Genomic DNA, 23,353 nt, shown 5'->3' on the forward strand with positions numbered 1-23,353 from the left:
CCAGAACGTATGTGCGCTGTCAAAGCGCCGCATCCCTATCCATGCCATCACCGGGACGCCCGATTGACCGCTCACCGCTTCATGCCCGCAGGACCGCTGACCGGACGCATCCGTGTACCGGGCGACAAATCGATCAGCCATCGTTCGCTCATGTTCGGCGCGCTGGCCGTAGGCCGCAGCCGCATTTCCGGCCTGCTAGAGGGCGAGGACGTTCTCGCGACCGCAGCGGCCCTGCGTACCATGGGCGCGCGGATCGAGCGCGACGGTGACGACTGGGTGGTCGATGGCGTGGGTGTCGGAGGATTGCTCCAGCCCGAACAGGCGCTCGACATGGGCAATTCGGGCACTTCCACCAGGCTCCTCATGGGCCTTGTCGCAAGCCACGGCATTTCCACGGCCTTTACCGGCGATGCCAGCCTGTCGAAGCGACCGATGGGCCGGGTGATCGATCCGCTTTCGACCATGGGCGCAAGCTTCACCCCCTCCCCCGGCGGGACCCTGCCGCTGATGATGGAGGGCATGCAACCGGCCGTGCCGATCGAATACCGCCTGCCGGTGGCGAGCGCGCAGGTAAAGAGCGCGGTGCTGCTCGCCGGTCTCAACACTCCCGGCATCACCACGGTGATCGAACCGGTGCCGACGCGCGATCATACCGAGCGCATGCTGCGCGGCTTCGGTGCCGAACTGACGGTCGAGGAGAACGAGGGCGAGCGCGTAATTCGCATTCACGGCCCCGCCGATTTCAAGCCTTGCGACATCACCGTGCCGGGCGACCCCTCCTCCGCCGCTTTCTTCGCGGTGGCGGCAAGCGTGGTGCCGGGCAGCGATCTCGTGATCGAGAACGTCGGGCTCAATCCCACGCGCGACGGCATCTTCCGCGTGCTTGAGCTCATGGGCGCCGACATCGAGAGGCTCGATGCGCGCGAAGTCGGCGGCGAGCCGGTTGCCGACCTGCGCGTGCGCCATGCGGCGCTGAAAGGCATCGAGGTCGACCCCGGCATCGCACCGAGCATGATCGACGAGTTTCCCGTCCTGTTCGTCGCCGCTGCGCTGGCCGAAGGGACGACCATCACCAGCGGGCTGGAGGAACTGCGCGTCAAGGAAAGCGACCGCCTGGCGGCCATGGCCGAGGCGCTCAGCCTCGCCGGTGCGAATGTCGAGGAGAATGACGATGGCCTGGTTATCGAGGGGACCGGGGGTAAGCCCCTTGCCGGAGGTGGCCCCATCGCCACTCACCTCGATCACCGCATCGCCATGAGCATGGCAATCGCCGGACTGGTCAGTCGCGACGGCGTCGAAATCGACAGCCTCGAACCGATCGCGACGAGTTTCCCGAATTTCACCGCCCTGCTGGACGAGGCGGCCGAGTGACCGACCAGCTCGACATCTATACGCTCATCGGCTTCGTCGGGATGGCCTGCATCATTGCCGCCTATGCCTATCTCACGTGGAAGGAAGACCCGAACCCCTTCATCCTGCACGGCACCAATCTCACCGGCGCGGCGCTACTGACCGTCTCGCTGCTGGTGCACACCAACTGGCCCAGCCTCGTGCTCGAAGGATTCTGGGCAGCGATTGCCATCTGGGGCTTGGCGAAAGCGGTGCGGGCGCGCAGGACAGGCGTATGATTATCGCCGTCGACGGACCCACTGCCAGCGGGAAAGGCACGATTGCCAAGGCGCTGGCCGCGCATTTCGGCCTGCCGCATCTCGATACGGGGCTGCTCTACCGCGCGGTCGGGAGGCAGGTCTCGCTGAATGGCGGCAATCCCGACGATGCCGAGGATGCGCTGGCGGCGACGGGCTTTGCGGACAGCCTGCTGGACGATCCCCAATTGCGCGACGAGGAAACCGGCGGACTCGCCAGCCGCGTCTCGGTCCATCCGGCGGTCCGCCAAGCGCTCCACGAACGCCAGCGCGCCTTCGCCACGCAAGATGGCGGAGCGATCCTCGACGGACGCGACATCGGGACCGTCATTGCGCCGGAGGCGGACGCGAAGCTGTTCATCACGGCGAGCGTCGAAGCGCGCGCCCAGCGGCGCTTCGTCGAGATGCGCGAGCGCGGGGCCGGCGTGACCCTGCTCGAAATCCAGGACGATTTGCGCCGCCGCGACGAGCGCGATCGCAACCGTGCAGTGGCGCCGCTGATCCCTGCCGAGGACGCGATGGTGATCGACACCAGCGCGCTGGGAAAGGACGAGGCCATCGCCGCCGCGATCGAGGCTGTGACTGAAGCTGTTTCCTAAGCTGCCTCTCCCGCCCTTGCCATACTTCGCCCATATCCATATCATGTTATATATCACGCTATGGAGATTCGCATGGTCGATGTCGTTGCCCAGATGGGGCCCGCCTTTCTCGGCAGCCGCCTCAAGCGGCTTGGCGAGCGCATGCAGGCGGGCGCGGCCAGCGTTCTGACCGATGCGGGTATCCCGCTGCAACCCGGCCATATGGCAGCGATGGCGGCGCTGAGGACGGGTCCGAAGACGGTCGGCCAGCTTGCCGAAGCCAGCGGGACCAGCCAGCCGGGCATGACGCGCACGATCGGGCACCTGAAGAAGCTCGGCCTCGCCACGGACGAAGCCTGCGCGGACCAGCGCAGCCGCATGATCTCGCTTACCGAGCAAGGCGAGCGCATGGCGCAGACCATCGCGAGCGACGTATGGCCGAAGGTAGGCGCCGCGGCAGAGCAAATCCTCGCCCGCGTCGATGGCGACTTCCTTCGCCAGCTCGCGATTATCGAAGAAGCGCTTGCCGAGGCCTCCATCGCCGAACGCGCCGCCCGTATCGTCCCGCAACCCCTCTCCCTGCGCGAATACGATCCCTCGCTCGCTCACGAATTCTTCGACATCAACCGTGCATGGATCGAGGACATGTTCGCGATGGAAGAGGCCGACCGCGAGATCCTCGAGCACCCGCAGGAGCGGATCATCGATGCAGGCGGCGATATCCTGTTCGTCGAAGCTGCAGGGCTCGGCATCGTCGGCACCTGCGCGCTGCTCAAGACGGGCCCGGGCGCCTTCGAACTTACCAAGATGGGCGTACGCGAAAGCGCGCGCGGACTGAAAGCGGGCGAATTCCTGCTCGCCGCGACGATCGAGCGAGCGCGCGAACTCGGTGCCGAGACGCTCTACCTCCTCACCAACAGCAAGTGCGCCCCGGCCATCCATCTGTACGAGAAGCTCGGCTTCGAACACGATCGGGCAGTGATGGAGCGCTATGCCGCGCGCTACGATCGTTGCGATGTCGCGATGCTCTACACAGGATGACCGCATCGCGGCGATAGCCGCTTTCCTACAGGGGGGCTGCGCTGGCATGACCTGCCCGATGCCCTTGCCCGACCTCGAAACTCGCGCAATTCCGGCGTTTTCCGCCCCCGAGCCGGCGGCGACGGTTTTCGCCCTGGACGGTGTAACATGCGGTCCATGTCTCCGGACGACGCTCCCGCAATTCACTTGCCTTTCGTGCCCGTTTCGCCTAGGCGCGCGCCCGTTCTCGCAATCTCTGGATTGAGTGGACCCGTGCGACGGCATCCGGCCCCGCGCGGCATCGGCCCTCTTGCCCCGTACGGCCCGTGCAATGGTGCGCAGGCAGACGGGTAAAGACCCCGGGAAAACCGGTGGCCGGTAGCAAAACGAACGTTAGGACTACACACATGGCAACTGCAGCCAATCCCACTCGCGACGATTTCGCGAAAATGCTCGACGAGCAGCTCGGCGGCGCAGATGACGGCGGCTTCGAAGGCCGCGTCGTCAAGGGCACCGTCACCGCCATCGAAAACGGCATGGCGCACATCGATGTCGGCCTGAAAAGCGAAGGCCGCGTCGACCTCAAGGAATTCCAGCGCTCCGAAAACGAAACCGCGCCCGGCGTCGGTGACGAAGTCGAAGTTTATGTCGACCGCGTCGAGAACGCCGAAGGTGAAGCGATGCTCAGCCGCGACCGCGCCCGCCGCGAAGCCGCCTGGGACAAGCTCGAAAACGAATTCGGCGAAGGCAAGCGCGTCGAAGGCCGCATCTTCGGCCGCGTCAAGGGCGGCTTCACCGTCGACCTCGACGGCGCCGTGGCCTTCCTGCCCGGCAGCCAGGTCGACATCCGCCCCGTGCGCGACGTCACCCCGCTGATGGACATGGCTCAGCCGTTCCAGATCCTCAAGATGGACCGCCGCCGCGGTAACATCGTCGTCTCGCGCCGTGCGGTCCTCGAAGAAACCCGCGCCGAACAGCGCAGCGAACTGATCGACAAGCTGGCCGAAGGTCAGGTGATCGACGGCGTCGTGAAGAACATCACCGATTACGGTGCCTTCGTCGATCTCGGCGGTATCGACGGCCTGCTCCACGTCACCGACATGAGCTACAAGCGCGTCAACCACCCCAGCGAAATGATCGAGATCGGCGCGACCGTGACCGTCCAGATCATCCGCATCAACGAAGAAACCCAGCGCATCAGCCTCGGCATGAAGCAGCTGGAATCGGATCCGTGGGACGGCGTTTCGGCCAAGTACCCGGTCGGCATGAAGCTGACGGGCACCGTCACCAACATCACCGAATACGGCGCATTCGTCGAAATCGAGCCTGGCATCGAAGGCCTGGTCCACGTTTCGGAAATGAGCTGGACCAAGAAGAACGTCCACCCGGGCAAGATCGTCTCGACCTCGCAGGAAGTCGAAGTCATGGTCCTCGAGGTCGACAGCGAAAAGCGTCGCATCAGCCTCGGCCTCAAGCAGGCCCAGCGTAATCCTTGGGAAGAGTTCGCCGAGAAGCACCCAGTCGGCTCGAAGGTCGAAGGCGAAGTCAAGAACGCCACCGAATTCGGCCTCTTCATCGGCCTCGATGGCGACGTCGACGGCATGGTCCACATGTCGGACATCGCCTGGGGCATCTCGGGTGAAGACGCGCTGGCGCTGCACCGCAAGGGCGAGCAGGTCGAAGCCGTCGTTCTCGACGTCGACACCGACAAGGAGCGCATCAGCCTCGGCATGAAGCAGCTGGAAAAGGGCGCGCCGACCGAAGCAGGCGCTTCGGGCTCGCTGCGCAGGGGCGAAACCGTCACCGTCACCGTCCTCGAAGTCCGCGATGGCGGCCTCGAAGTGCAGGTTGGCGAAGACGGCGCGACCGGCTTCATCAAGCGCAGCGACCTCGGCCGCGACCGCGACGAACAGCGCCCCGACCGCTTCCAGGTCGGCGGCAAGGTCGACGCGATGGTTACCGGCTTCGATCGCTCGAAGAAGCCGAACTTCTCGATCAAGGCGCGTCAGATCGCCGAAGAGAAGGAAGCGGTCGCACAGTTCGGTTCGTCGGATTCGGGCGCATCGCTCGGCGACATCCTCGGCGAAGCGCTGAAGAAGAAGGAAGACTGACGGTAACAGGTTGGCGCCTGCGAAGCGGGCGCTTACCGCACCGTCATCTCCGCGCAGGCGGGGATCCAGACGACAAAGGAAGGCCCGCTGCTCAATCGAGCGGCGGGCCTTTCCTACATCGGCCAAGGCGCGTAGGCTCCCCGCTCTCACGTAGCGCAGCGATAGGGCCGAAAATTACCCATGCTCGAAGTCCACCAGTTCCCCTGCCTGTCCGACAATTACGGATTCCTCCTCCACGATCCTGCCAGCGGCGAAACCGCGGCGATCGATACGCCCGACGGTGCGGAGTACCTCAAGCAGGCCGAGGCCAAGGGCTGGCAAATCTCGCAGATCTGGAACACCCATTGGCACCCCGATCACGCGGGCGGCAACAAGGCCATCGTCGAGGCAACCGGTGCCAAGGTGATTGCGCCCAGGGAAGTCGAGAAGCTCAGCCCGATCGACCGCGTTGTAGGCAATGGCGACAGCGTGGCGCTGGGCGACTGGCAGGCGCGCGTGATCGACGTGTCCGGCCACACCAACGGCCATATCGCCTATCACATCGCCGATGCTGATATGGCCTTCGTCGGCGACAGCGTCTTTGCGTTGGGATGCGGCCGGATGTTCGAAGGCCAGCCGGAGCAGTTCTGGAACAGCCTCGACCGTATTCGCCAGCTGCCCGACAACACGCTGCTTTATTGCGCGCATGAATATACGCAGGCGAATGCCAAGTTCGCGCTTCATGCCGACCCCGACAATGCCGAATTGCGCCTCTATGCCGCACGGATCGACGAGAAGCGCGCCAAGGGCGAGCCGACGGTCCCGACGGTTCTCTCTCGCGAACTTGCAACCAATCCCTTCCTGCGGGCCGACGATGCCGATCTGCGCGATCGCTGGGGCGGCAACAGCCCTGCCGAAACCTTCGCCGCACTGCGCACCGCCAAGGACCATTTCTGAACATGTTCTGGATGTTGATGCTACTTGGCGCAGCCCTCTATTGCTTTGCTCGGGCTTTTGCCGACATTCGACAGCGGAAATACACTTGGGGGGCGGTAGGGATCGTAGCAGGGATGGCTGTGCTATTTGCTCCCCCTGATTCCCAGTCACATACGGTAACTATTGATCTGCCGGCCCAGCAGCAATGAAAGCCGTTTTTGTCAGCAAGCTGTCGCCCGACCTTTCGGGTGTCGAGCTGGCCGAGCTCGAGCAGCCGGAAGGCGAGGTGCTGGTGCGCGTTCGCGCCGCCTCGCTCAACTATCCCGACCTGCTGATGACTCGAGGGGAGTACCAGTTCAAAGCCGAGCCGCCCTTCGTCTCGGGACTCGAGATGGCGGGCGAAGTGGTCGAGGCGGCCGAAGGCAGTGGTTTCAAACCCGGCGACAGGGTACGCGGCGGGGCCAAGACCGGTGCTTTTGCCGACTATGTCGCCCTGCCTGCCGCCTCGCTGCGCAAATTGCCCGAGAATCTCGATTTCGCCACGGCAACGGCCATGGGCGCCGCCTATCATACCGCTTATGTCGCGCTGGTAGAGATCGGCGGGCTGAAGGCGGGGCAGACGGTTCTGGTCCACGGCGCGAGCGGCGGCGTGGGGCTTGCCGCCTGCGATCTTGCGCGTGCTCTCGGAGCGACAGTCATCGCGGCGACGCATCGCGAAGACAAAGTCGAGCCATTGCGCAGGATCGCCAGGCCCGAGGCCGTCATACTCAACACCGGCCGGTTTCGCGAAGACGTCTCGGAATTGACCGACGTGAAATTGTGCGACCTCGTCTACGATCCCATCGGCGGCGACGTATTCGACGAGAGCACGCGCTGCGTGGCCTTCGGCGGCAAGCTGCTGGTAATCGGCTTCGTATCGGGTCGCATCCCGGAGATCGCGGTCAACATCCCGCTGATCAAGGGCTTCTCGGTCGTCGGTGTGCGGGCGGGCGAATATTCGCGGCGCTTTCCCGATCGAGGTGCGCGTATTGCCGAGGCGGTCGATCGGCTGGCTGCGGAGGGGCGCATCAGACCCCATGTAGACCGCACCCTTCCCCTCACCGACTGGCGAGAGGCTTTCGAGGCCATGCAACGCGGGGAGATCGTTGGGAAGATCGTGCTTGAACCGTGATCCCTTGCGAGAGCGGAGCTGGCCGACGGCCAACGCAGGGGTCTCAGGAGAGTTGGCGCGTTGGTGCCTGAGGTCCCGACCTTCGCTGGGGCTCGCGACATACGAAAAGGGCGGCCCCGCAGGACCGCCCTCTACAAAGTTCTTCGATCAAGAGTCGCTCAGATCCCGGCGATGACCTTGTCGGCCAGCGCCTTGTCCGCTTCCGCGTCGTGCTTGGAGGCGATCAGCGTGCGGCTGGCCTCGGTCGCGGCACTGACCGCGCGGTTGCGCACGTCTTCAACCGCTTCGCGCTCGGCAGCGGCGATCTTGTCTTCGGCCATGCGCTTGCGGCGCTCGACCATCGCCTTGCTGTCGGCCTCGGCCTTCTCGAGGATCGCGTCGGCCTCGTGCTGCGCATTGGCGAGCATGGCTTCCGCGTCCTTCTCGGCACCGGCGATCTTGTCGGCATATTCCTGACGCAGCGCTTCGGCTTCGGCACGCAGCTGCTTGGCTTCGTCGAGCTGTTCCTTGATCGCGGCGATCTTGCCGTCGAGGCCGCCCCCGATGATCTTGTGCACCTTGGCGCCGAAGAAGGCGAAAGCGAACAGGACCAGCATCGCCACGGAGACGATCTGGTAGGGCTCGAGACCCCACAGTTCGGGGCCGACGAGCTTGGCTGCGCCCATATCCACCACCGCTTCCGTCTGAGCGGCTTCGGTAGCGATCACTTCGGGCAGATCGGATGCGGGATTAGCCATGAGCCATCGCCTCCTTCACCGCCTTGGCGGCGGTGGGCTTGGTCACCTTCACGCCGGCGAGCGTCTTGACGATGTCCTGAGCCGCTTCGACCGCAACCGACTCCACTTCCGTGAGTGCCGCGGTGCGCGCCTCGGCGATACGGGTCTCGGCTTCGGCGAGCTTCTTGTCGAGCCGCGTCTGCGCCGCCTTCAGCTTCTTCTCGGACTTGGCCGCAGCCTCGTCCTTGGCCTTGGCGACGATCGCCTGCGCCGCGGCGCGGTTCTCGTTCTCGCGCACCCGCCAGGCTTCTTCCTGCTCGTCGGCGGCCTCGCGCGCGGCCTTGGCGGCAGCGAGGTCGGCGGCGATCTGGCCGTCACGCTGGGCGACGGTTTCCATCACCTTGGGCACCATGCCGCGGCCGATGACGAAGAAGGTGATGCCGAAGAACACCAGCAGCCAGAAGACCTGGCTGGACCATGTATCGGCAAGCTGTGCTATCTGGGGCATTGCAGCTCTCGAAAGGCGGGTACGATAAATTCACGGCACCGGCCGAGGCATTCCCCGGCCGGCGCGAAATCGGCAGTCGTGCTTAGGCGACGAAGATCAGAATCATCGCGACGACGAACGCCAGCAGGCCGAGAAGCTCGGCAGCGGCGAAGCCGATGAACAGGCGGCCCTGCTGGCCGTCGGCTGCACCCGGGTTGCGCAGGGCGCTTTCGAGGAACGAACCGAAGACGTTACCGACACCGATGGCGGCCATGCCGGCACCGATTGCAGCGAGACCGGCACCAACCAGCTTTGCAGCTTCTACTTCCATGACAAACTCCTTTGGAAAACAGGCAATTGAGGGATAAACTTAGTGAAGGTTCTCTGCATCATTGATGTAGAGCGAGGTGAGCAGGGCGAAGACATAGGCCTGGATGCCCGCCACCAGTATTTCGAGGGCGCTGATCCCGATCATCAGCAGGAAGCTCGGCAGACCGACCAGCGCACCGAAGCCGATACCGGCATTGGTACCGTCGATCACGAAGCTGGACAGGACCTTGAGCAGCACGTGACCGGCCATCATCGCAACGAAGAGACGGAGCGCGAGGCTGAAGGGGCGTACCATGAACGAGATGAACTCGATCGGCGCGATCACCGGAACCATCGGCAACGGAGTGCCATGGGGTACGAACAGGCTGAAGAAATGCACGCCGTGCTTCCAGAAACCCACGATCAGCACGATCGAGAAGCTGATGATCGCAAGCACGCCGGTCACCGTGAAATGGCTGGTGAAGGTGAACGGGTGGATGCCGACGAGGCCCAGCGGCAGCAGGCCGATCAGGTTGGCGATCAGGATGAACATGAACAGGCTGAAGACATAGGGCACGTATTTGCGCCCTTCCTTGCCGATGTTCGCTTCGAGCATGTTGTCGATGAAGCCGGTGAAGGTCTCCACCATCATCTGCCAACGACCGGGAACCAGCTCGCGCTTCATGCCACCCAGCACGAACAAGAACAGCACCACGGTCGTGATCAGCATCCACATCGCACTGTTGGTGAAGGCGATGTTGAGGCCGGCAATTTCCCAACCCTGCGTTCCGGCGATCGGCTCGATCGCGAACTGCTTCATCGGGTCGACTTTGGCTTGATCGGCTGCCACGTCTGCTAATCCCTAAACCCTAAGAACAACGCCCCGGAAATTCCCGCTTGGGAGATCATTCCTCGGGGCGCTTGTTTGCCGCACGAATTACGTTCCTGAAGGCGACCACTATTCCGAGGAACAGGCCGACCAACAGACCCCAGGGGTTGGTGCCGGTAAAATAGCCGATGGCATATCCGATCACCGTTCCACCGAGAATCCCGCCAAGGAGGTCCGCCAGGACCCGGTTGCCGCTGCGATAATTCGCATCGGCCCCGGAACTTTGCGGGCGGTTACGCTGCTCTTCGCGCTGCTGGGCGGCCGCTAGCCGCTTTTCCAGCGCGTCGATCCGCGCATCCTCCTCGATAGGTTCCCGTGCGGGCTCGTCGTCGCTCATGCCTTGCTCCTTGAAGGGGGTTGCGCGGCACGGGCACGGACTTGCCCGCCGAGGGCGCCGCCCCCTTAGAAGGGGGGTGGTGGCGAGTCAACATGGAGTGCGGCGCGATTGGCCGGATCAGCACAAAGCTTGCGACGGACGTCGCTAGCGCACCTATCAAGTCAGGGGCAGCGCGGATCGCGCAGCGGCGCCGAAGTGCCACGCGTCTGCCAGCTGCCATCGGGGGCCTGGTACTTCTCGCCCGGCGCGGTCGCGAGGATCGCCTGGCAGCCCGCCGTCAGCGCATATTCCTCAAGCGTGGCGTTGTTGGCCTGCGCGCGCTCCGAATAGACGGCGCGCCGCTTGATATTGATATCGTTGACGATGCGCCGCAGTTCGGGCGTTTCGGCAACGACGATGCCGAGATAGCCGTCCATCTTTTCGCCGACCTGACCGGCGGCGCGCGCGGCGGCGTATGCCGGATCGCGCTGGGCGAAGGCAGGCGCGGCAAATCCACCGAGCGCGGTGGCGAAAGCCGTAGCCGCAAGAACCGATTTGGTTATTGATTTCATCATGTCACCCATCAGAAGATATCCGCGTTTTCCTCGATCGTATTGCCCGCATCCTCCGCGAGCCGGTAGATCACTTCCTGGCGGATGTTGACGTTCAGCTCGATCACGATCGGCTCTTCGGGCGCATTGACCGTAATACATCCTCCGAGCGCGACGGTACCAAGCATGGCGGCAGCCATCCTCCCGGTCAATTTGGCTTGAGTCATAGCCCTCACTCGCTTTCCTGCTCCTGAATAGTGGATTCATCCGGAAGGATATCTTCCGGATCGATGTCGGGTTCGGCTTCCTCGCCGGTGATCGAGCGGCGCAGCAGGCGTGTGCCGTCGTCGGACAGCAGGCCCAGTTCGCGCGGATCGCGCACGGAAGCGGGATCGTAAAGCGATTTGAGGCTGGTCAGCAGCTGATAGAACTGCGCCTTGATGTTTATGCGAAACTGTAATGGCAGCGCGGCGAGGCGCCGAGTGACGAAGTTGGACTTGGCGCCATCGCCCTGCTTGACGCCGTCGAACCGGACGCGGGTCACGATTTCACCGGTCAGCGGCCCCTCCATGATCACCCGCATCTGCGAGTAGTCCAGGCTCTTGAGCGCATCGAAGGCGAAATTGGCGATCGGCGAGAGATCCTCATAGCTCAATTCGCCGACATAGGAGATATTGCCGCCGGGTGGACGCGAAATCAGCACGCCGGTGTCGATCTTGCCATTGCCGTTCTCGTCGAAAACGATCGGGACCGTGCCGTCGAACCGGCCGGTAGCGGACAGGTTCTCTAGCTCCATTTCGGTAACGAATGTTCCCGCATCGAGACCGACGATCTCGAATATGTAGCGCCGTTCCTCGCTGATCCCGAGGTTGAGATCGACATCGCGCAATATCAGCTGGCCGCCCATAAAGGGCCAGCTGCCACCCGACACGGCGAGCAGTTCGCCATTGCGCAATTCGAACGCGACCTCGCCATCGAAGACCTCGACGCCCGGATTGACCGAGCCCACCCTGATCGTCTGATTCGGTGCAGTCGTCAGGTTGAGCAGATCGGTGAACGTGACCGTCCCGCTGGCCCCCTTCACCGGTCCGAAGGCGGCGGCGAAATCGAGATCGTCGCTGGAGAACTCGCCCGAGCTGGTGATCGTGCCGTCCGGCGCCCAATCGATCCTACCCGAACCGGTTACGACACCTTCGGCATTGGCGATCACGCCCAGCGCGAGACGGGAAAGCTCGTCGGGCTGCAAGCCGCGGTCGAACTGCACTCCGGGCACATCCAGATCGGCATGGCCCGCGCCGCTCGCGAGATCGTGACGGATGTCCACCGTGGTCACGAGCCGATCGCTCGCCGGGTTGCGCAGCTCGGCATCGGCCAGGATGAGATTGTCGACGAGCGACAGGGTCGCGCCGCGCGCAACCAGCGGTTCGAACCGGGGCGGATTCTCGCGGTCGACCAGCGTGAACGCGCCCTGATCGATCGCCAGCCGGCCATCGGCAAAGCGCCAGTTTCCACTGGCCCCGTTGAGATTCATCGGCACTGCCGCGAGCGCAACGTCGGCATCGGTGAACGTACCCGCTACGTTTTCGCCGATGCGCGCTTCGAGATCTGCGACGCGGAAGCGGCTGGCGGTGTCCGGCGGCCCGAGCGCAACGTCGATCGAGCGGGCCGTCATCACGCCGGGATAGGCAAATCCAACAGGTCCCGTGGTGAGCCTCATAGGCGTTTCGCCAAGGTAGCCTTCGAGGTCGAGCGACGGTGTCCCGGCGGCGATCCGCATGCCTCCCGGGCCATTGGTCAGGATCGCGCGACCGGGGACCGGACAAAGCGTCAGCCCGCGCTTCTCGAAGGCGAGATCGGCATATTCCAGCCGGTCGAAGCGCACATCCATGCAATTGCGCCACAGCGCGAGTTGTTGGTTGCCGTAGCGTCCTTCCACCGGCAGCAAGAGATTGGTCGCCGAACCGCCCGGAAGCGGGCCGCTGGCGAGGACGCGGCCCGAAAAGCCCAGCGCCCCCGAACTGCCCTGCGCGATAACGATCTGCGGAACGGCCAAAGCGGACGATCCGGCAGCATAGCGTTCCATGGCGAGGCGGAAGATCGAGCCGCCCGATTCGCTGCGCTCCATGCGTCCGGTGATCCGCGGCATATTCGCCCCGCCCGTCGCGATGTTGCCCGCGATTCGCGGCATCTCGCCACCCTGTGCAGCGATCTCGACCCGCGAGAGCGAAACCAGGCGCGCACCGCTGCCTCCGCGAAGCTCCGCCCGCGGTGTCAGCAAGGAATAGCCATTGGGATCGAGCCGCATCCGGATTTCGGCATCGAGCGCGCTGCCGCGGGTTTCCGCCTGCAGCGCATTCGCCAGCTTGCGCGTAAGCGGCGCGATGAAAGTGCCCTCGCCCGTGCGCGCCAGTCCTTCCACGCCCGCAACGAAATCGCGGCCGAGCCGCAAGCCGTTGCCTTCGAGATCGCCGTCCATCTGGACGCGCGCGAACCCGTCATTGGCGCGCAACTGTCCTTCGGCGGTCATGACCGCTGCCAGCGCCTGCGGAGTCTCGACCCCCCGCGCGGCGAGCGAGAACCGTGCGGTGACCAGCCGGTCGCGCATCTGCGCACGGATTGTGCCCAGCACTGCGGACGCCGAATTTTCGGCATAACGCGTGTCTCCCCCCTCGATCCGCGCCTCGATCGAGGGATTGGCCAGTCTCGTGTCGGCGGCGACAGTCAAATCCATCGCGTAGTCGGCGAGGGCGAGGTCCGGCTCCTCGCAAGTGAGCGAAGCCAGGCGAACGGGCCCGGAAAACTGCGGCTCGCCCGAAGTCGTCGAAAGTCGGCCGTAGGCGCTCGTTCGCCCCGTTTCGCAGCCGGTCAAGGCAAGATCCGGCGCGACCGCGGCCAGTCGACCCTCCCAACCGTGACTCAGCAGTCCCGATCCGACGATCTTGAGTCCGACCGGACCGAATTCGGTCTCGATCAGCCCACGCCCGTCGCGAATCGCGAGATTGATATTCGGGAGGCCCGCAGGTTCCTCGCTTGGCCCGAAGATCAGGCTGTCGAGACTGCCGAAGCTGATTTCGCCATCGACATAGGTGCCATAAAGCCTCGGCGCGACGAGCGTGACACCGCCGATCTCGGGCGTGCCGAAGCGGTGGCGCAAATCGACGATGACGCGCTCGGCCGTGAAATCGGGGGCATCGGGATCCCCGACAACAACGTCCGACAGGACCTGCGTCTGCCCACCCACCCGGTCGATCGTGTAGCTTGCCGGGACGCCGTTGGCTTCGAGCTGGTCGCGGATAATGTCGTCGACGATCGTTTCGCGCGAGAACCACACGGCAATGCCCGCGACGATAAGCAGGGCAAGCAGGACGCCGGGGATCGCCCAGCGCTTCCGGCGCCAGCGCGCACGGCGGACGGGATCGGTATCGACCGTCATAGTATCGTCGTTTGCGTCCCGCTCCATCGATCCCACACTTGCGCCTAGCGCTCGCCGAAGGCAATGCAAGTGCTTGAAACGCCGTGCATGGGGGAATGGTTGCCGGGGGATCGAAAAATTTCACCAGCACACGCGGGTGCGGGGCATCGCGGTCGACTGCGTCAGCGGCTGTTATCCGGCGGGGCAGAAGCGCTGGCCGATTACGAATTGCTCGAATTCCTCCTGTTCGCGGCGATCCGCCAGGGCGATACCAAGCCGCTCGCCAAGGCGCTGATCCGGCATTTCGGATCGTTGCCGGCCGTGTTGGCGGCAGATCCGCAGGCGCTCAAACAGGTGAAAGGTATGGGCGAAGCCAGTGCCGCTGCGCTCCATGCGGTCAACCTTGCCGCGAGGCGCATGGCGCGCGGAGCCGTACAGGACAAGCCGGTGTTGGGAAGCTGGCAGTCGCTGCTCGACTATCTCGCGATCGATATGGCCCATCTCAATCACGAGCGCGTAAGGGTGCTCTATCTCAACACGCAGAATCGCCTGATCCTCGATCACATGCTGGGCGAAGGTTCGATCGACGAGGCCGCGATCCATCCGCGCGAGGTGATCCGCAAGGCCTTCGACATCGGCGCCACCGCGCTGATCCTCGTGCACAATCACCCGAGCGGCAATCCCGAACCGAGCCGCGCCGACATCGCGATCACCGCGCGCATCGCCGAAGCGGGCCGGTTGCTGGGCGTAACCGTGCACGACCACGTGATCGTCGGGCGCGACGGGCATGTCAGCCTGCGGGCAAAGGGGCTTATCTAAGCCTTCCCGCCGGTAATCAGCCGGGCGCCCGATTGTTGGGCGAAGAAATTCCAGGCCCAGTTTATCATCACCGTCAGGCGGTTCCGCACACCGCCGAGGAAACCCACATGGACAAGGCCCCAGAGCCACCAGGCGAGGTTGCCCGACAATCTGATGGTCCCGAAGTCGGCAACTGCCGATTTCCGACCGATTGTCGCAAGACTGCCCCGGTGCTTGTACCGAAACGGGCCAGGGCACGGCCTGCCGAGCAACTCGGCCTCCAAGACCTTCGACACATATGACCCGGCCTGTTTGGCCGCCGGGGCAAGTCCGGGGACAGGCTTGCCGTCCCAACCATGACTGCCGGCGGTATCGCCGATGGCATAAACGTCTCGGACGGCCTCTCCGCCACGCAACACAAGAAGGTTTTCATCGACCAAGACTCGGCCCGATCGGTCGCTGTCGGCGTCGAGCCACCGGGCAGCGGGCGAAGCGGTGACCCCGGCCGCCCACAAGACGGTTTCGGTCGCTATCAGGGCGTCTTCGCCGACACGCACGTGATTTTCCGCGATTTCGGTCACGCGCCCGCCTGTGCGAATTTCCACCCCGAGATCCTCGAGCGACTCGGCTGCCTTGACCGACAGTTCTTCGGGGAAAGCGGGGAGGATATGCGGACCCGACTGGACCAGGATCACGCGCGCGCTCGCCGGATCGATGGTGCGAAATTCCCGTTTTACATTGACCTTCGCAAGCTCCGCGATGGCACCCGCCAATTCCACTCCGGTGGGTCCGCCCCCGACAATCACAAAGGTGAGCAAGCGGCGGATACGGTCTTCATCCGCGCAGGCTTCGGCCTCTTCGAAAGCGTTGAGTATCGCGGCGCGCACGGCAACACCGTCCTCGATCGTCTTGAGGCCCGGCGCGCAGGAGCGCCATTCTTCGCGCCCGAAATAGCTGTGCGCAGCCCCGGTCGCGAGGAGCAGCTTATCGTACCGTAGAGTTTGGTCATCGGTGCCGATGGACGCGAAAGCGACCGTCCTGGCGTCGGTATCGACGGCATGAACTTCGCCCTTGATCACGCGCACGTTGCCATCACCGCGGAACAGGCTGCGAATGGGTGTGGCGATGTCGGCCGGATTGAGCGTTGCCGTGGCAATCTGGTAAAGCAGGGGCTGGAACAGATGGTAATTGCGCTTGTCGATCAACGTGATCCGCACCGGCAGGCGTTTGATCCGTTCCACCGCGGCGAGCCCGCCGAAGCCTGCACCGACGACGATGACGTGGGGCCAGTCTTCGGGAATTTCCGAGTAGTCGCGGTCGAAAAGGATGTTCTTTTCCATCCACGCCAGCAGCGCGCGATCGACCGAAAGGGCTCCCGCACCGCGCGCCTCATAGATCGCGAGGAAGAGAAACGGGAAAAGCGTCACGCTGGGATGCGCGCTCGTTACCATGAAGGCAGCGATCAGAATGAAGAGACCGTAGGATACGATCACGGCGCCGAAGCCGGTAACGAAGAAGGCAGCGCTGACCAGCGCAAGCCAGTCGGGAAAGCCCCAGAAGATCGTTGTCGGCAGCCATGTGAGGACCTCTACCGACGGTTCGATGACTCCGGCGTGGGCAAGCAATGTCAGACCAAGCCACACCCGGATCGCCGCCATCGCGACAGGCGCAAGCTTCTCGCGCGACCAGTCCCCGGCAATGCCGATGGGCCGCGCGAATGGCAGCGCGCTCCGCTTGAGGCCGGTCGCCAGAACCCGATCGAGCGAGATGGCCGCAGGTCCGTGAAACACGTACCAGGCGAGCATCGCACCGATGACGAGGTTGGTCGTCGTCGGGACGTAGACTGCCTGCGATATGAGGATCAACGTCGCCATCGCCAGAGCCGCGGGACGGGTGAAGAATCCCAAGATGAAAAGCAGCGGCCCGACCAGTTCGATGGCAAGGCCCGTTGTTGCGGCGGTCACGGGGTCCATCCAGCCGACCGGATATTCGTTCGCGGCAAGATAGACCGCCGTCTGCCAATCGGCCGCTTTCACCAGCCCGGAACGCAGGAACCACAGGCCGATGAATATCCGCGTGGCGAAATCGGTAAGGGGCCAGAAGGTTTCGGTGCCGCCAAGATACCATTTGACCCAGCGCCGCAAAGTCACGCGCACAAGCGGTGGAAACCGCTCTTCCTGCAAGAGTTCACGCTTGGGTCCGGCGCCAATTTCGCCCGCTGCGGTCATGACACTCATCCTCCCGGGAAGAGGTTCGTGTCCAGCACCTGGTCGGTTACAGGCTAACGCGCCGTCGGCATCGGTCTAGGCCGAATCGGACCGGTCCCAGGGATCGATCGCTTGCAGTTCGCCAAAGCCCGCCCCGGTCAGCGCGGTACCAGGCCATAGCCCTTGTACTGGCGATCGATATCCGGGCTGATGCGGCGTGCTTTGACCAGGTCTTCGCGACCGCCCTTGTCCCCCGTTTCGAGACGGATCAGACCACGCAGGAAAAGGCTCGCCGCCTGTCCCGGTTCCTGGGCCAGTGCAGCGTCGAGATCCGCCATGGCGCGGTCCTTTCGGCCGAGGCGATAGTAGGCGAGCGCGCGGCTATCGAGCACGCCGGGCGAATTGCCCGACACCGCAACCGCGCGGTCGCAGACCTCCTCGGCCAGTTCGACTTCGTAGTTCCAGATGCCTGCGGTCCAGCATTGCGAATTGAGCAGGGCTGCCTCGTCCGGGCGCTCGTCGAGCGCGACCTGCAATCGGTCCCATGCTTCCGCGGCGCGATCGGCATGGCCGGCAATTTCCGACCAGACGATCTCGGCATCGACACCCTCGTCGCCCGAGAGGCCCAGCCGGTCGATAAGGTCGAGCGCTTCATCGGCCCGGCCCGCGCGGGAAAGCTGTATGGCGAGGTTGGAAGCGTAGGAGATATCGCCCTGGAGATCGAACGCGGTCTGCGCATCGGCCAGCGCGGCATCGTATTCCCCCAGCGCATTATAGGCTTCGCCACGCAACAGGTACATTTCCGGGGTCGCTTCGAGTTCGATCGCGCGATCGTAATCGGCGATCGCAGCCTCGTAATCGCGCGCCAGGCTCAACAGGCTGGCGCGGAAATTATGGAATGCCGCCATATCGTCCTGCAGGTCGATCAGCGTCGATGCTGCATCGATGTGCGGTTGGAGACGCCGGGCGATAGCCCGATCGTCGAGTTCCCACAGCCGCTGCGGGTTTTCCAATCTCAGGTCGGGGTCGCCGCTTGCTATTCGGCGCATGGCGCGGCGCGCATCGCCCAGTTCTGCTGCCGGAATCTCGGCTGGGATATAGGAAGTGGAATCGGCGATCTCGAAGATGCCGTCTCCCAACCTCGTGCTGCGTTTGAAGCGAACCCCGGCCGCAGTCTCGTCGAGCTCGGCGATTCCGGTCATCTGGATGCTGCCCGCAGCTTCGGGCAGGCGGTAGGTCCAGTGTTCCCGCATCGTCAGCGGACCGCCGGTGCGATAGGGTATGTCGCGCCAGGCGGAGCGCGCGCGATCGGGCTTGAAGCTCCAGTTGACGGTCGCCCCCGGAATCGCATGGCTGGCCACTCCGCGATCGAACCCGAACTGGTCGAAGGTCATTCCCTCGGCTTCCAGGCGTGCGATCCCGGCCTCATCGTCGTAGGTGATGCGCGCGTCGTAGACGAGCCCGCCGATCACGTCTTCGAGATATTTTGTCGCGACCCCGACCAGCGTCATACGATCGTCGCGGGCAGCCTGCGCGCGAAGGCGCGCGCCCATGATGCCGCGAAGCTCGACATCGGCCGCATAGAGCACCGGCATATCGACACCGGCCGACATGTCGTAGGTGACCTTCAGCACCCTGTCCGGCACGCTCGGCCAGCGCTGTTCGACGGGTATCAATCCGGCGCCCTCGCTGCGAAGCGGCAGCGCCCATGTGAAGTCGGGCACTTCCCCAATGGTTTCAAGGCGCGTGCCTGCGCTGGTGCCATCCAGCCAATAGTCCTTGTCGCCGATAGTCGCGCGCACGATCATATGGTCGAAAGCCCCCGGGATCGGCTGCGAAATCGCCACCGCATCGCCGTTCCGGCTGTCGACCAGCACGGCCTCCGCCTCGATCTCCATGGCGCGGAGCATCGCCAGCAGCAGCAGGCTCTTGGCCTTGCAGTCGCCGTAGCGCTTGGCCCAGGTCTCGGCCGGAGATTGAGGCAGATAGTTGCCCCCGGCCATCCCGTTCAGCAGGTAGCTCACCTCGTCCTGAACCAGTCGCAGTGCCAGGGCCGCACGTTCGAGCGGCTGCGTGGCCGCCTGCTCGATCCGTTCGATCTCCTGAGCGATCGAACCGCCCGGTGCGATGGTGCCTTCGGTCGCGAAATATCCGCCCATCGTGCTCGAGACATCCGACCAGTCGGCGAAACTGCCGACTTGAATGTGCGGCGAGACCTTGAAACGGCCCGGAGCATCATCAGGCATCGCTGCAGGCTGCGTTACCGGCAGGTTGAAATCCAGTATCGTAAAGCCGTTTTCGCTCCAGCTTTCGGGATCCGCGACATCGCCCAACGTCGCCCAGCGTATCGGCGCGGATTCCGGCCAGGAGAGCCGCAGGCGTCCCAATCCGATCTTGGTCGGTTCGGCGAGGATCGTCTCGATCGCCTGCATCTCGCCCGCCAGCGCCTGGTCGCGCAGGCTGGTCGAAGAGGTTACGCGCAACACATCGCCGATCTTCAGCCCCGGAATCGCGAAAGCCGCGGTAAGCGCACCGTCGACCGATCGTTTTTCCAGTTCACGCTCTCGGCGCAGGATTTCGGGACGCAGTCCGTCCGCGACGAGATCGATGATGTCGCCATCGCGCAGGATCTGGAGGCGATGGATCGACAGGTCGCCCTTGTCCGGCAACCAGGCCAGCTGGATGGTGCCCATCTGCTGCAGCGCCTGGGTCGTATCGAGGCGATAGGCGATATCGGTATAGCGGGTGACCGTCCCGTCTTCGAGCCGTACCTGCCGGTCGTAAAGCGGCACGTCTTCGCGCGATTCAGCTATGCCACCATCATAGAGTGGCTCGACCCAGGCCGGCGGCTCGACGAAGCGGACCTCCTCCCCTGCGATGGCAGGCGCAGCGAGAACGAACATCGGTGCGATGACAAACGAACGGTACAACAAGTTTTTGGAACTCCCCCTCTTTTCAGCAAGCCTATGGTATTTGCGGCTTCCTCACAAGAATTCGTCGCAAAGGTGAACCGTTTCATCGCCCCAAGTGGCGCGCACAACACAGCTTCGGATGCAATGCGCGAACCTTGCTATTCCGGGCCGCTCCGCCTAGCCGCCGCGCATCCCGCGAATCCCGCCAGAGCGCACCTGGAGTTCACACATGGTCCCCCGTTACGCCCGCCCCGAAATGACTGCCCTCTGGGAAGCCGAAGCGAAGTACCGCATCTGGTTCGAGATCGAGGCGCATGCCACCGAAAAGCTCGGCGAACTGGGAGTCGTGCCCGATAGTGCGGCCAGGGCGCTGTGGGACTGGTGGGCGACCGATCCCAAGATCGACGTCGAGGCGATCGATGCGATCGAGGCGGTCACCAAGCACGACGTGATCGCTTTCCTGACCTGGGTGGCCGAAAACGTGGGCGACGAAGCACGCTTCATGCACCAGGGCATGACGTCGAGCGACGTGCTCGACACCACGCTGGCAGTGCAACTGGCGCGCTCGGCCGATATCCTGCTCGCCGATCTCGACGACCTGCTGTCGGCCATCAAGCGCCGCGCGGAAGAGCATAAATACACCCCGAGCATCGGCCGCAGCCATGGCATTCACGCCGAGCCGGTGACCTTCGGCCTCAAGCTCGCGCAGGCCTATGCCGAGTTCGATCGCTGCAAGACCCGCCTCATCGCCGCGCGCGAGGAAATCGCGACCTGTGCGATCAGCGGCGCGGTCGGCACCTTCGCCAATATCGATCCCGCAGTGGAACGGCATGTCGCCGACAAGCTCGGCCTGTCGGTCGAGCCCGTCTCCACCCAGGTCATCCCGCGCGATCGCCATGCCATGTTCTTTTCCACGCTCGCAGTTATCGCCGGATCGATCGAGCGACTGGCGGTCGAAGTCCGCCATCTCCAGCGCACCGAAGTGCTCGAAGCGGAAGAATACTTCTCGCCCGGCCAGAAGGGGTCGAGCGCGATGCCGCACAAGCGCAACCCGATCCTGACCGAGAACCTCACCGGCCAGGCGCGCATGATCCGCGCCTATGCCCTGCCCGCATTGGAAAACGTGGCGCTTTGGCACGAGCGCGATATTTCGCACTCCTCGGTCGAACGGTTCATCGGACCGGATGCGTGCGTCACTCTCGACTTCGCGCTCGCCCGCCTCACCGGCGTGGTCGACAAGCTGCTGATCTATCCCGACCGCATGCAGGCCAACATGGACCGCATGGGCGGCCTGATCCATTCGCAGCGCGTGTTGCTGGCATTGACCCAGAACGGAGTAAGCCGCGAGGACGCCTATCGCCTGGTCCAGCGCAATGCGATGAAAGTGTGGGAGTCCGACGGACAACTGAAGCTGCTCGACCTGCTCAAGCAGGACGATGAAGTCACCGCGGCCCTATCCGAAGCGCAACTCGAAGAGAAATTCGACCTCGAGTACCACTTCAAACATGTCGACACCATCTTCGCGAGGGTCTTCGGCTAGACGCGCAGGTCACCGCAGCCTAGCATCCGGTCACGATACACAAGAGGGGACATCGCTCCATGCAGATCGTGCGTACCATCGTCTGGGCCCTGTTGCTCTTCTCGCTGCTGGCTTTCAGCTTTTTCAACTGGAAGCCGGTCGAAGTGCAGATCTGGTCTAACCTCGTGCTGGAGACCAAGCTGCCAGCGCTGGTAATCGTCGCCTTCCTGCTCGGCCTGGTTCCGATGTGGTTGCTCCACCGGGCGAGCAAGTGGCGGGCGGCGCGGCGCATCAGTGCTCTTGAGGCGGCAACCAACCGACTGGCGACGCCGGCGCCGGCATCCGCACCGACGACAGCCACCGACAGCCCGACCGAAGAGAGTGCTCCCGAGCCGGACAATCCGGTCGAACCCGAACCGTCGAAACCGGCATGACCAATCCGATCTACCTCGCTCTCGACGTTCCACGCCTCGACGACGGCGTGGCTCTCGCGAAGAAGGTCAAGGGGCATGTCGGCGGAATCAAGCTGGGGCTTGAGTTTTTCTGCGCGCATGGGGCGCACGGCGTGCATATGATCGGCCAGCTCGGCCTGCCGATCTTCCTCGACCTCAAGCTCTACGACATTCCCAACACGGTCGCGGGTGCGATGCACGCGATACATGGTCTCGAACCCGAAATCGTCACGATCCATGCGAGCGGCGGCCGGGCGATGATGGAGGATGCGAAGGCCGCTGCGGGAGAAAACACCAAGGTCGTCGGTGTCACCATGTTGACCAGTATGGATCAGCGCGACTTGGAACGTACCGGAATAGAAGGCGATGCGCACGATCACGTCATGCGCCTGGCGGACCTGGCACAGGAAAGCGGGCTCGACGGGATCGTTTGTTCGGGACAGGAAGTGAAATCGGTCCACGACCGGTGGAAGGATGGTTTCTTCGTCGTCCCCGGCCTGCGTCCCGCAGGCAACGCGGTCGGCGACCAGAAGCGCGTGGTCACTCCCCGACAGGCGCGCGACCATGGCGCCAGCGTGCTGGTCATCGGCCGCCCGATCAGTCGCGCGGCGGACCCTGCCCAGGCCGCGCGCGAGATCGAGGCGACGCTCTAGCTCCAGCCTCATGTCCGTCGCGATCAAAATCTGCGGAATTTCGACCCCCGACGCGCTCGACGCGGCCATCGCCGCGCGGGCCGATTTCGTCGGCTTCGTTTTCTTCCCGCCCTCGCCCCGCCATGTCGATGCCCATGCAGCGGCGGCGCTGGCGGCGCGGTCGGGATCGACGATCGGGCGGGTCGGTCTTTTCGTGGATGCGAATGATGGCCAAATCGCCGAAGGTGTAAACGCGGCACGCCTCGATGCAATCCAGCTGCATGGTGGAGAATCGCCGCAGCGCGTAGCGCAGGTTAAACAACGCTTCGGTCTCCCGGTCTGGAAAGCGCTGCCCGTTGCTACCGCAGACGATGTCGCGGCGGCGCAGGACTTCCGCGGTGTTGCAGACCTCACCCTTTTCGATGCCAAGACACCCAAGGATGCAGCGCTGCCCGGCGGGATGGGGCTGCGGTTCGACTGGTCGCTGCTGTCGCGTTACCGCGGCAAGACCGGTTGGGGCCTGGCGGGAGGATTGAGCCCTTCGAATGTAGCCCAGGCGATTACGGAAACCGGCACGCCGCTGGTCGACACGTCCAGCGGCGTCGAGAGCGCGCCGGGGGTCAAGGATGCGGAAAGAATTGCCGCATTCTGCAATGCGGTGCGCGCCGCCTGACCGGTTCGCGACAAGCAAGACACGATACTACAATCGCAA

General features: G+C 64.1%; 22 protein-coding genes. 12 read left to right on the plus strand and 10 right to left on the minus strand.

Annotated features, from left to right (window positions below):
• Positions 1-9: 9 nt before the first annotated feature.
• From aroA to ACQY4G_RS14190, 7 genes are all read left to right on the plus strand, one after another.
• Positions 10-1,371, plus strand: coding sequence for a 3-phosphoshikimate 1-carboxyvinyltransferase (gene aroA / locus ACQY4G_RS14160; RefSeq protein ID WP_421991811.1), 1,362 nt, complete (start codon positions 10-12; stop codon positions 1,369-1,371).
• Positions 1,368-1,628 carry a CBU_0592 family membrane protein gene (locus tag ACQY4G_RS14165; protein ID WP_291176852.1) on the plus strand — a complete coding sequence of 87 codons (261 nt, stop codon included), beginning with the start codon at positions 1,368-1,370 and terminating at the stop codon, positions 1,626-1,628. The genes aroA and ACQY4G_RS14165 overlap by 4 nt, the downstream gene beginning before the upstream one ends.
• Entirely contained in the window at positions 1,625-2,245 is a 621-nt protein-coding gene (locus ACQY4G_RS14170; protein WP_421991813.1) for a (d)CMP kinase, read from the plus strand. Before ACQY4G_RS14165 ends, ACQY4G_RS14170 begins: the two co-directional genes overlap by 4 nt.
• Positions 2,246-2,317: 72 nt before the next feature.
• Positions 2,318-3,265, plus strand: coding sequence for a bifunctional helix-turn-helix transcriptional regulator/GNAT family N-acetyltransferase (locus ACQY4G_RS14175; protein WP_421991815.1), 948 nt, complete (start codon positions 2,318-2,320; stop codon positions 3,263-3,265).
• Between the two features lie 386 nt (positions 3,266-3,651).
• Positions 3,652-5,355 (plus strand): 30S ribosomal protein S1, encoded by a 1,704-nt coding sequence (rpsA, locus tag ACQY4G_RS14180; RefSeq protein WP_421991817.1) that lies wholly within the window; start codon positions 3,652-3,654, stop codon positions 5,353-5,355.
• A 180-nt stretch (positions 5,356-5,535) separates the two neighbouring features.
• Positions 5,536-6,291, plus strand: coding sequence for a hydroxyacylglutathione hydrolase (gloB, locus tag ACQY4G_RS14185; RefSeq protein ID WP_291171817.1), 756 nt, complete (start codon positions 5,536-5,538; stop codon positions 6,289-6,291).
• Between the two features lie 184 nt (positions 6,292-6,475).
• On the plus strand, positions 6,476-7,441 hold the full coding sequence (locus ACQY4G_RS14190) for an NADPH:quinone oxidoreductase family protein (RefSeq protein WP_421991819.1): 966 nt from the start codon (positions 6,476-6,478) through the stop codon (positions 7,439-7,441).
• A gap of 158 nt (positions 7,442-7,599) precedes the next feature.
• On the opposite strand, the gene ACQY4G_RS14195 is transcribed toward ACQY4G_RS14190, so the two are convergent.
• From ACQY4G_RS14195 to ACQY4G_RS14230, 8 genes are all read right to left on the minus strand, one after another.
• Positions 7,600-8,178, minus strand: coding sequence for a hypothetical protein (locus tag ACQY4G_RS14195; RefSeq protein ID WP_421991821.1), 579 nt, complete (start codon positions 8,176-8,178; stop codon positions 7,600-7,602).
• Positions 8,171-8,665, minus strand: coding sequence for an ATPase (locus ACQY4G_RS14200; RefSeq protein ID WP_067689772.1), 495 nt, complete (start codon positions 8,663-8,665; stop codon positions 8,171-8,173). Before ACQY4G_RS14200 ends, ACQY4G_RS14195 begins: the two co-directional genes overlap by 8 nt.
• A gap of 82 nt (positions 8,666-8,747) precedes the next feature.
• Positions 8,748-8,975, minus strand: a complete 228-nt coding sequence (locus ACQY4G_RS14205; protein ID WP_040964046.1) for a F0F1 ATP synthase subunit C — start codon at positions 8,973-8,975, stop codon at positions 8,748-8,750.
• A gap of 39 nt (positions 8,976-9,014) precedes the next feature.
• Positions 9,015-9,773, minus strand: a complete 759-nt coding sequence (locus ACQY4G_RS14210; protein ID WP_421993672.1) for a F0F1 ATP synthase subunit A — start codon at positions 9,771-9,773, stop codon at positions 9,015-9,017.
• An 85-nt stretch (positions 9,774-9,858) separates the two neighbouring features.
• A complete protein-coding gene (locus tag ACQY4G_RS14215) occupies positions 9,859-10,179 on the minus strand; it encodes an AtpZ/AtpI family protein (RefSeq protein WP_067689776.1) in 321 nt (106 codons plus the stop codon).
• 161 nt (positions 10,180-10,340) lie between these two features.
• On the minus strand, positions 10,341-10,730 hold the full coding sequence (locus tag ACQY4G_RS14220) for a YdbL family protein (protein WP_157075076.1): 390 nt from the start codon (positions 10,728-10,730) through the stop codon (positions 10,341-10,343).
• Between the two features lie 11 nt (positions 10,731-10,741).
• Entirely contained in the window at positions 10,742-10,909 is a 168-nt protein-coding gene (locus ACQY4G_RS14225) for a YnbE family lipoprotein (protein ID WP_369815348.1), read from the minus strand.
• Between the two features lie 32 nt (positions 10,910-10,941).
• Positions 10,942-14,169 (minus strand): intermembrane phospholipid transport protein YdbH family protein, encoded by a 3,228-nt coding sequence (locus ACQY4G_RS14230; RefSeq protein ID WP_421991823.1) that lies wholly within the window; start codon positions 14,167-14,169, stop codon positions 10,942-10,944.
• A 60-nt stretch (positions 14,170-14,229) separates the two neighbouring features.
• Between ACQY4G_RS14230 and radC the strand changes: the two genes are divergently transcribed.
• Positions 14,230-14,940, plus strand: a complete 711-nt coding sequence (radC, locus tag ACQY4G_RS14235; RefSeq protein ID WP_421993674.1) for a RadC family protein — start codon at positions 14,230-14,232, stop codon at positions 14,938-14,940.
• Here the strand turns inward: radC and ACQY4G_RS14240 are convergent.
• Entirely contained in the window at positions 14,937-17,147 is a 2,211-nt protein-coding gene (locus ACQY4G_RS14240; protein WP_421991825.1) for an FAD-dependent oxidoreductase, read from the minus strand. The two genes, radC and ACQY4G_RS14240, sit on opposite strands and share 4 nt — an antisense overlap.
• 137 nt (positions 17,148-17,284) lie before the next feature.
• Positions 17,285-20,059 carry a DUF3857 domain-containing protein gene (locus tag ACQY4G_RS14245; protein ID WP_421991827.1) on the minus strand — a complete coding sequence of 925 codons (2,775 nt, stop codon included), beginning with the start codon at positions 20,057-20,059 and terminating at the stop codon, positions 17,285-17,287.
• A 208-nt stretch (positions 20,060-20,267) separates the two neighbouring features.
• Here ACQY4G_RS14245 and purB point away from each other — a divergent pair, with 208 nt between their 5' ends.
• Genes purB through ACQY4G_RS14265 form a run of 4 tightly spaced genes read left to right on the plus strand, consistent with a single transcriptional unit; the run spans position 20,268 to position 23,314 of the window.
• Positions 20,268-21,578: an adenylosuccinate lyase gene (gene purB, locus ACQY4G_RS14250; protein ID WP_421991829.1), complete on the plus strand. Its 1,311-nt coding sequence runs from the start codon at positions 20,268-20,270 to the stop codon at positions 21,576-21,578.
• A gap of 59 nt (positions 21,579-21,637) precedes the next feature.
• A complete protein-coding gene (locus ACQY4G_RS14255) occupies positions 21,638-21,991 on the plus strand; it encodes a DUF1049 domain-containing protein (RefSeq protein ID WP_421991831.1) in 354 nt (117 codons plus the stop codon).
• On the plus strand, positions 21,988-22,662 hold the full coding sequence (gene pyrF, locus ACQY4G_RS14260; RefSeq protein ID WP_067689789.1) for an orotidine-5'-phosphate decarboxylase: 675 nt from the start codon (positions 21,988-21,990) through the stop codon (positions 22,660-22,662). The genes ACQY4G_RS14255 and pyrF overlap by 4 nt, the downstream gene beginning before the upstream one ends.
• Positions 22,663-22,672: 10 nt before the next feature.
• The gene (locus tag ACQY4G_RS14265; RefSeq protein WP_421991833.1) at positions 22,673-23,314 is read left to right on the plus strand and encodes a phosphoribosylanthranilate isomerase; all 642 of its coding nucleotides are present in this window, start codon (positions 22,673-22,675) and stop codon (positions 23,312-23,314) included.
• Positions 23,315-23,353: the final 39 nt, after the last annotated feature.

It is taken from the genome of Qipengyuania sp. (assembly GCF_965277845.1).
Classification (GTDB): domain Bacteria; phylum Pseudomonadota; class Alphaproteobacteria; order Sphingomonadales; family Sphingomonadaceae; genus Qipengyuania.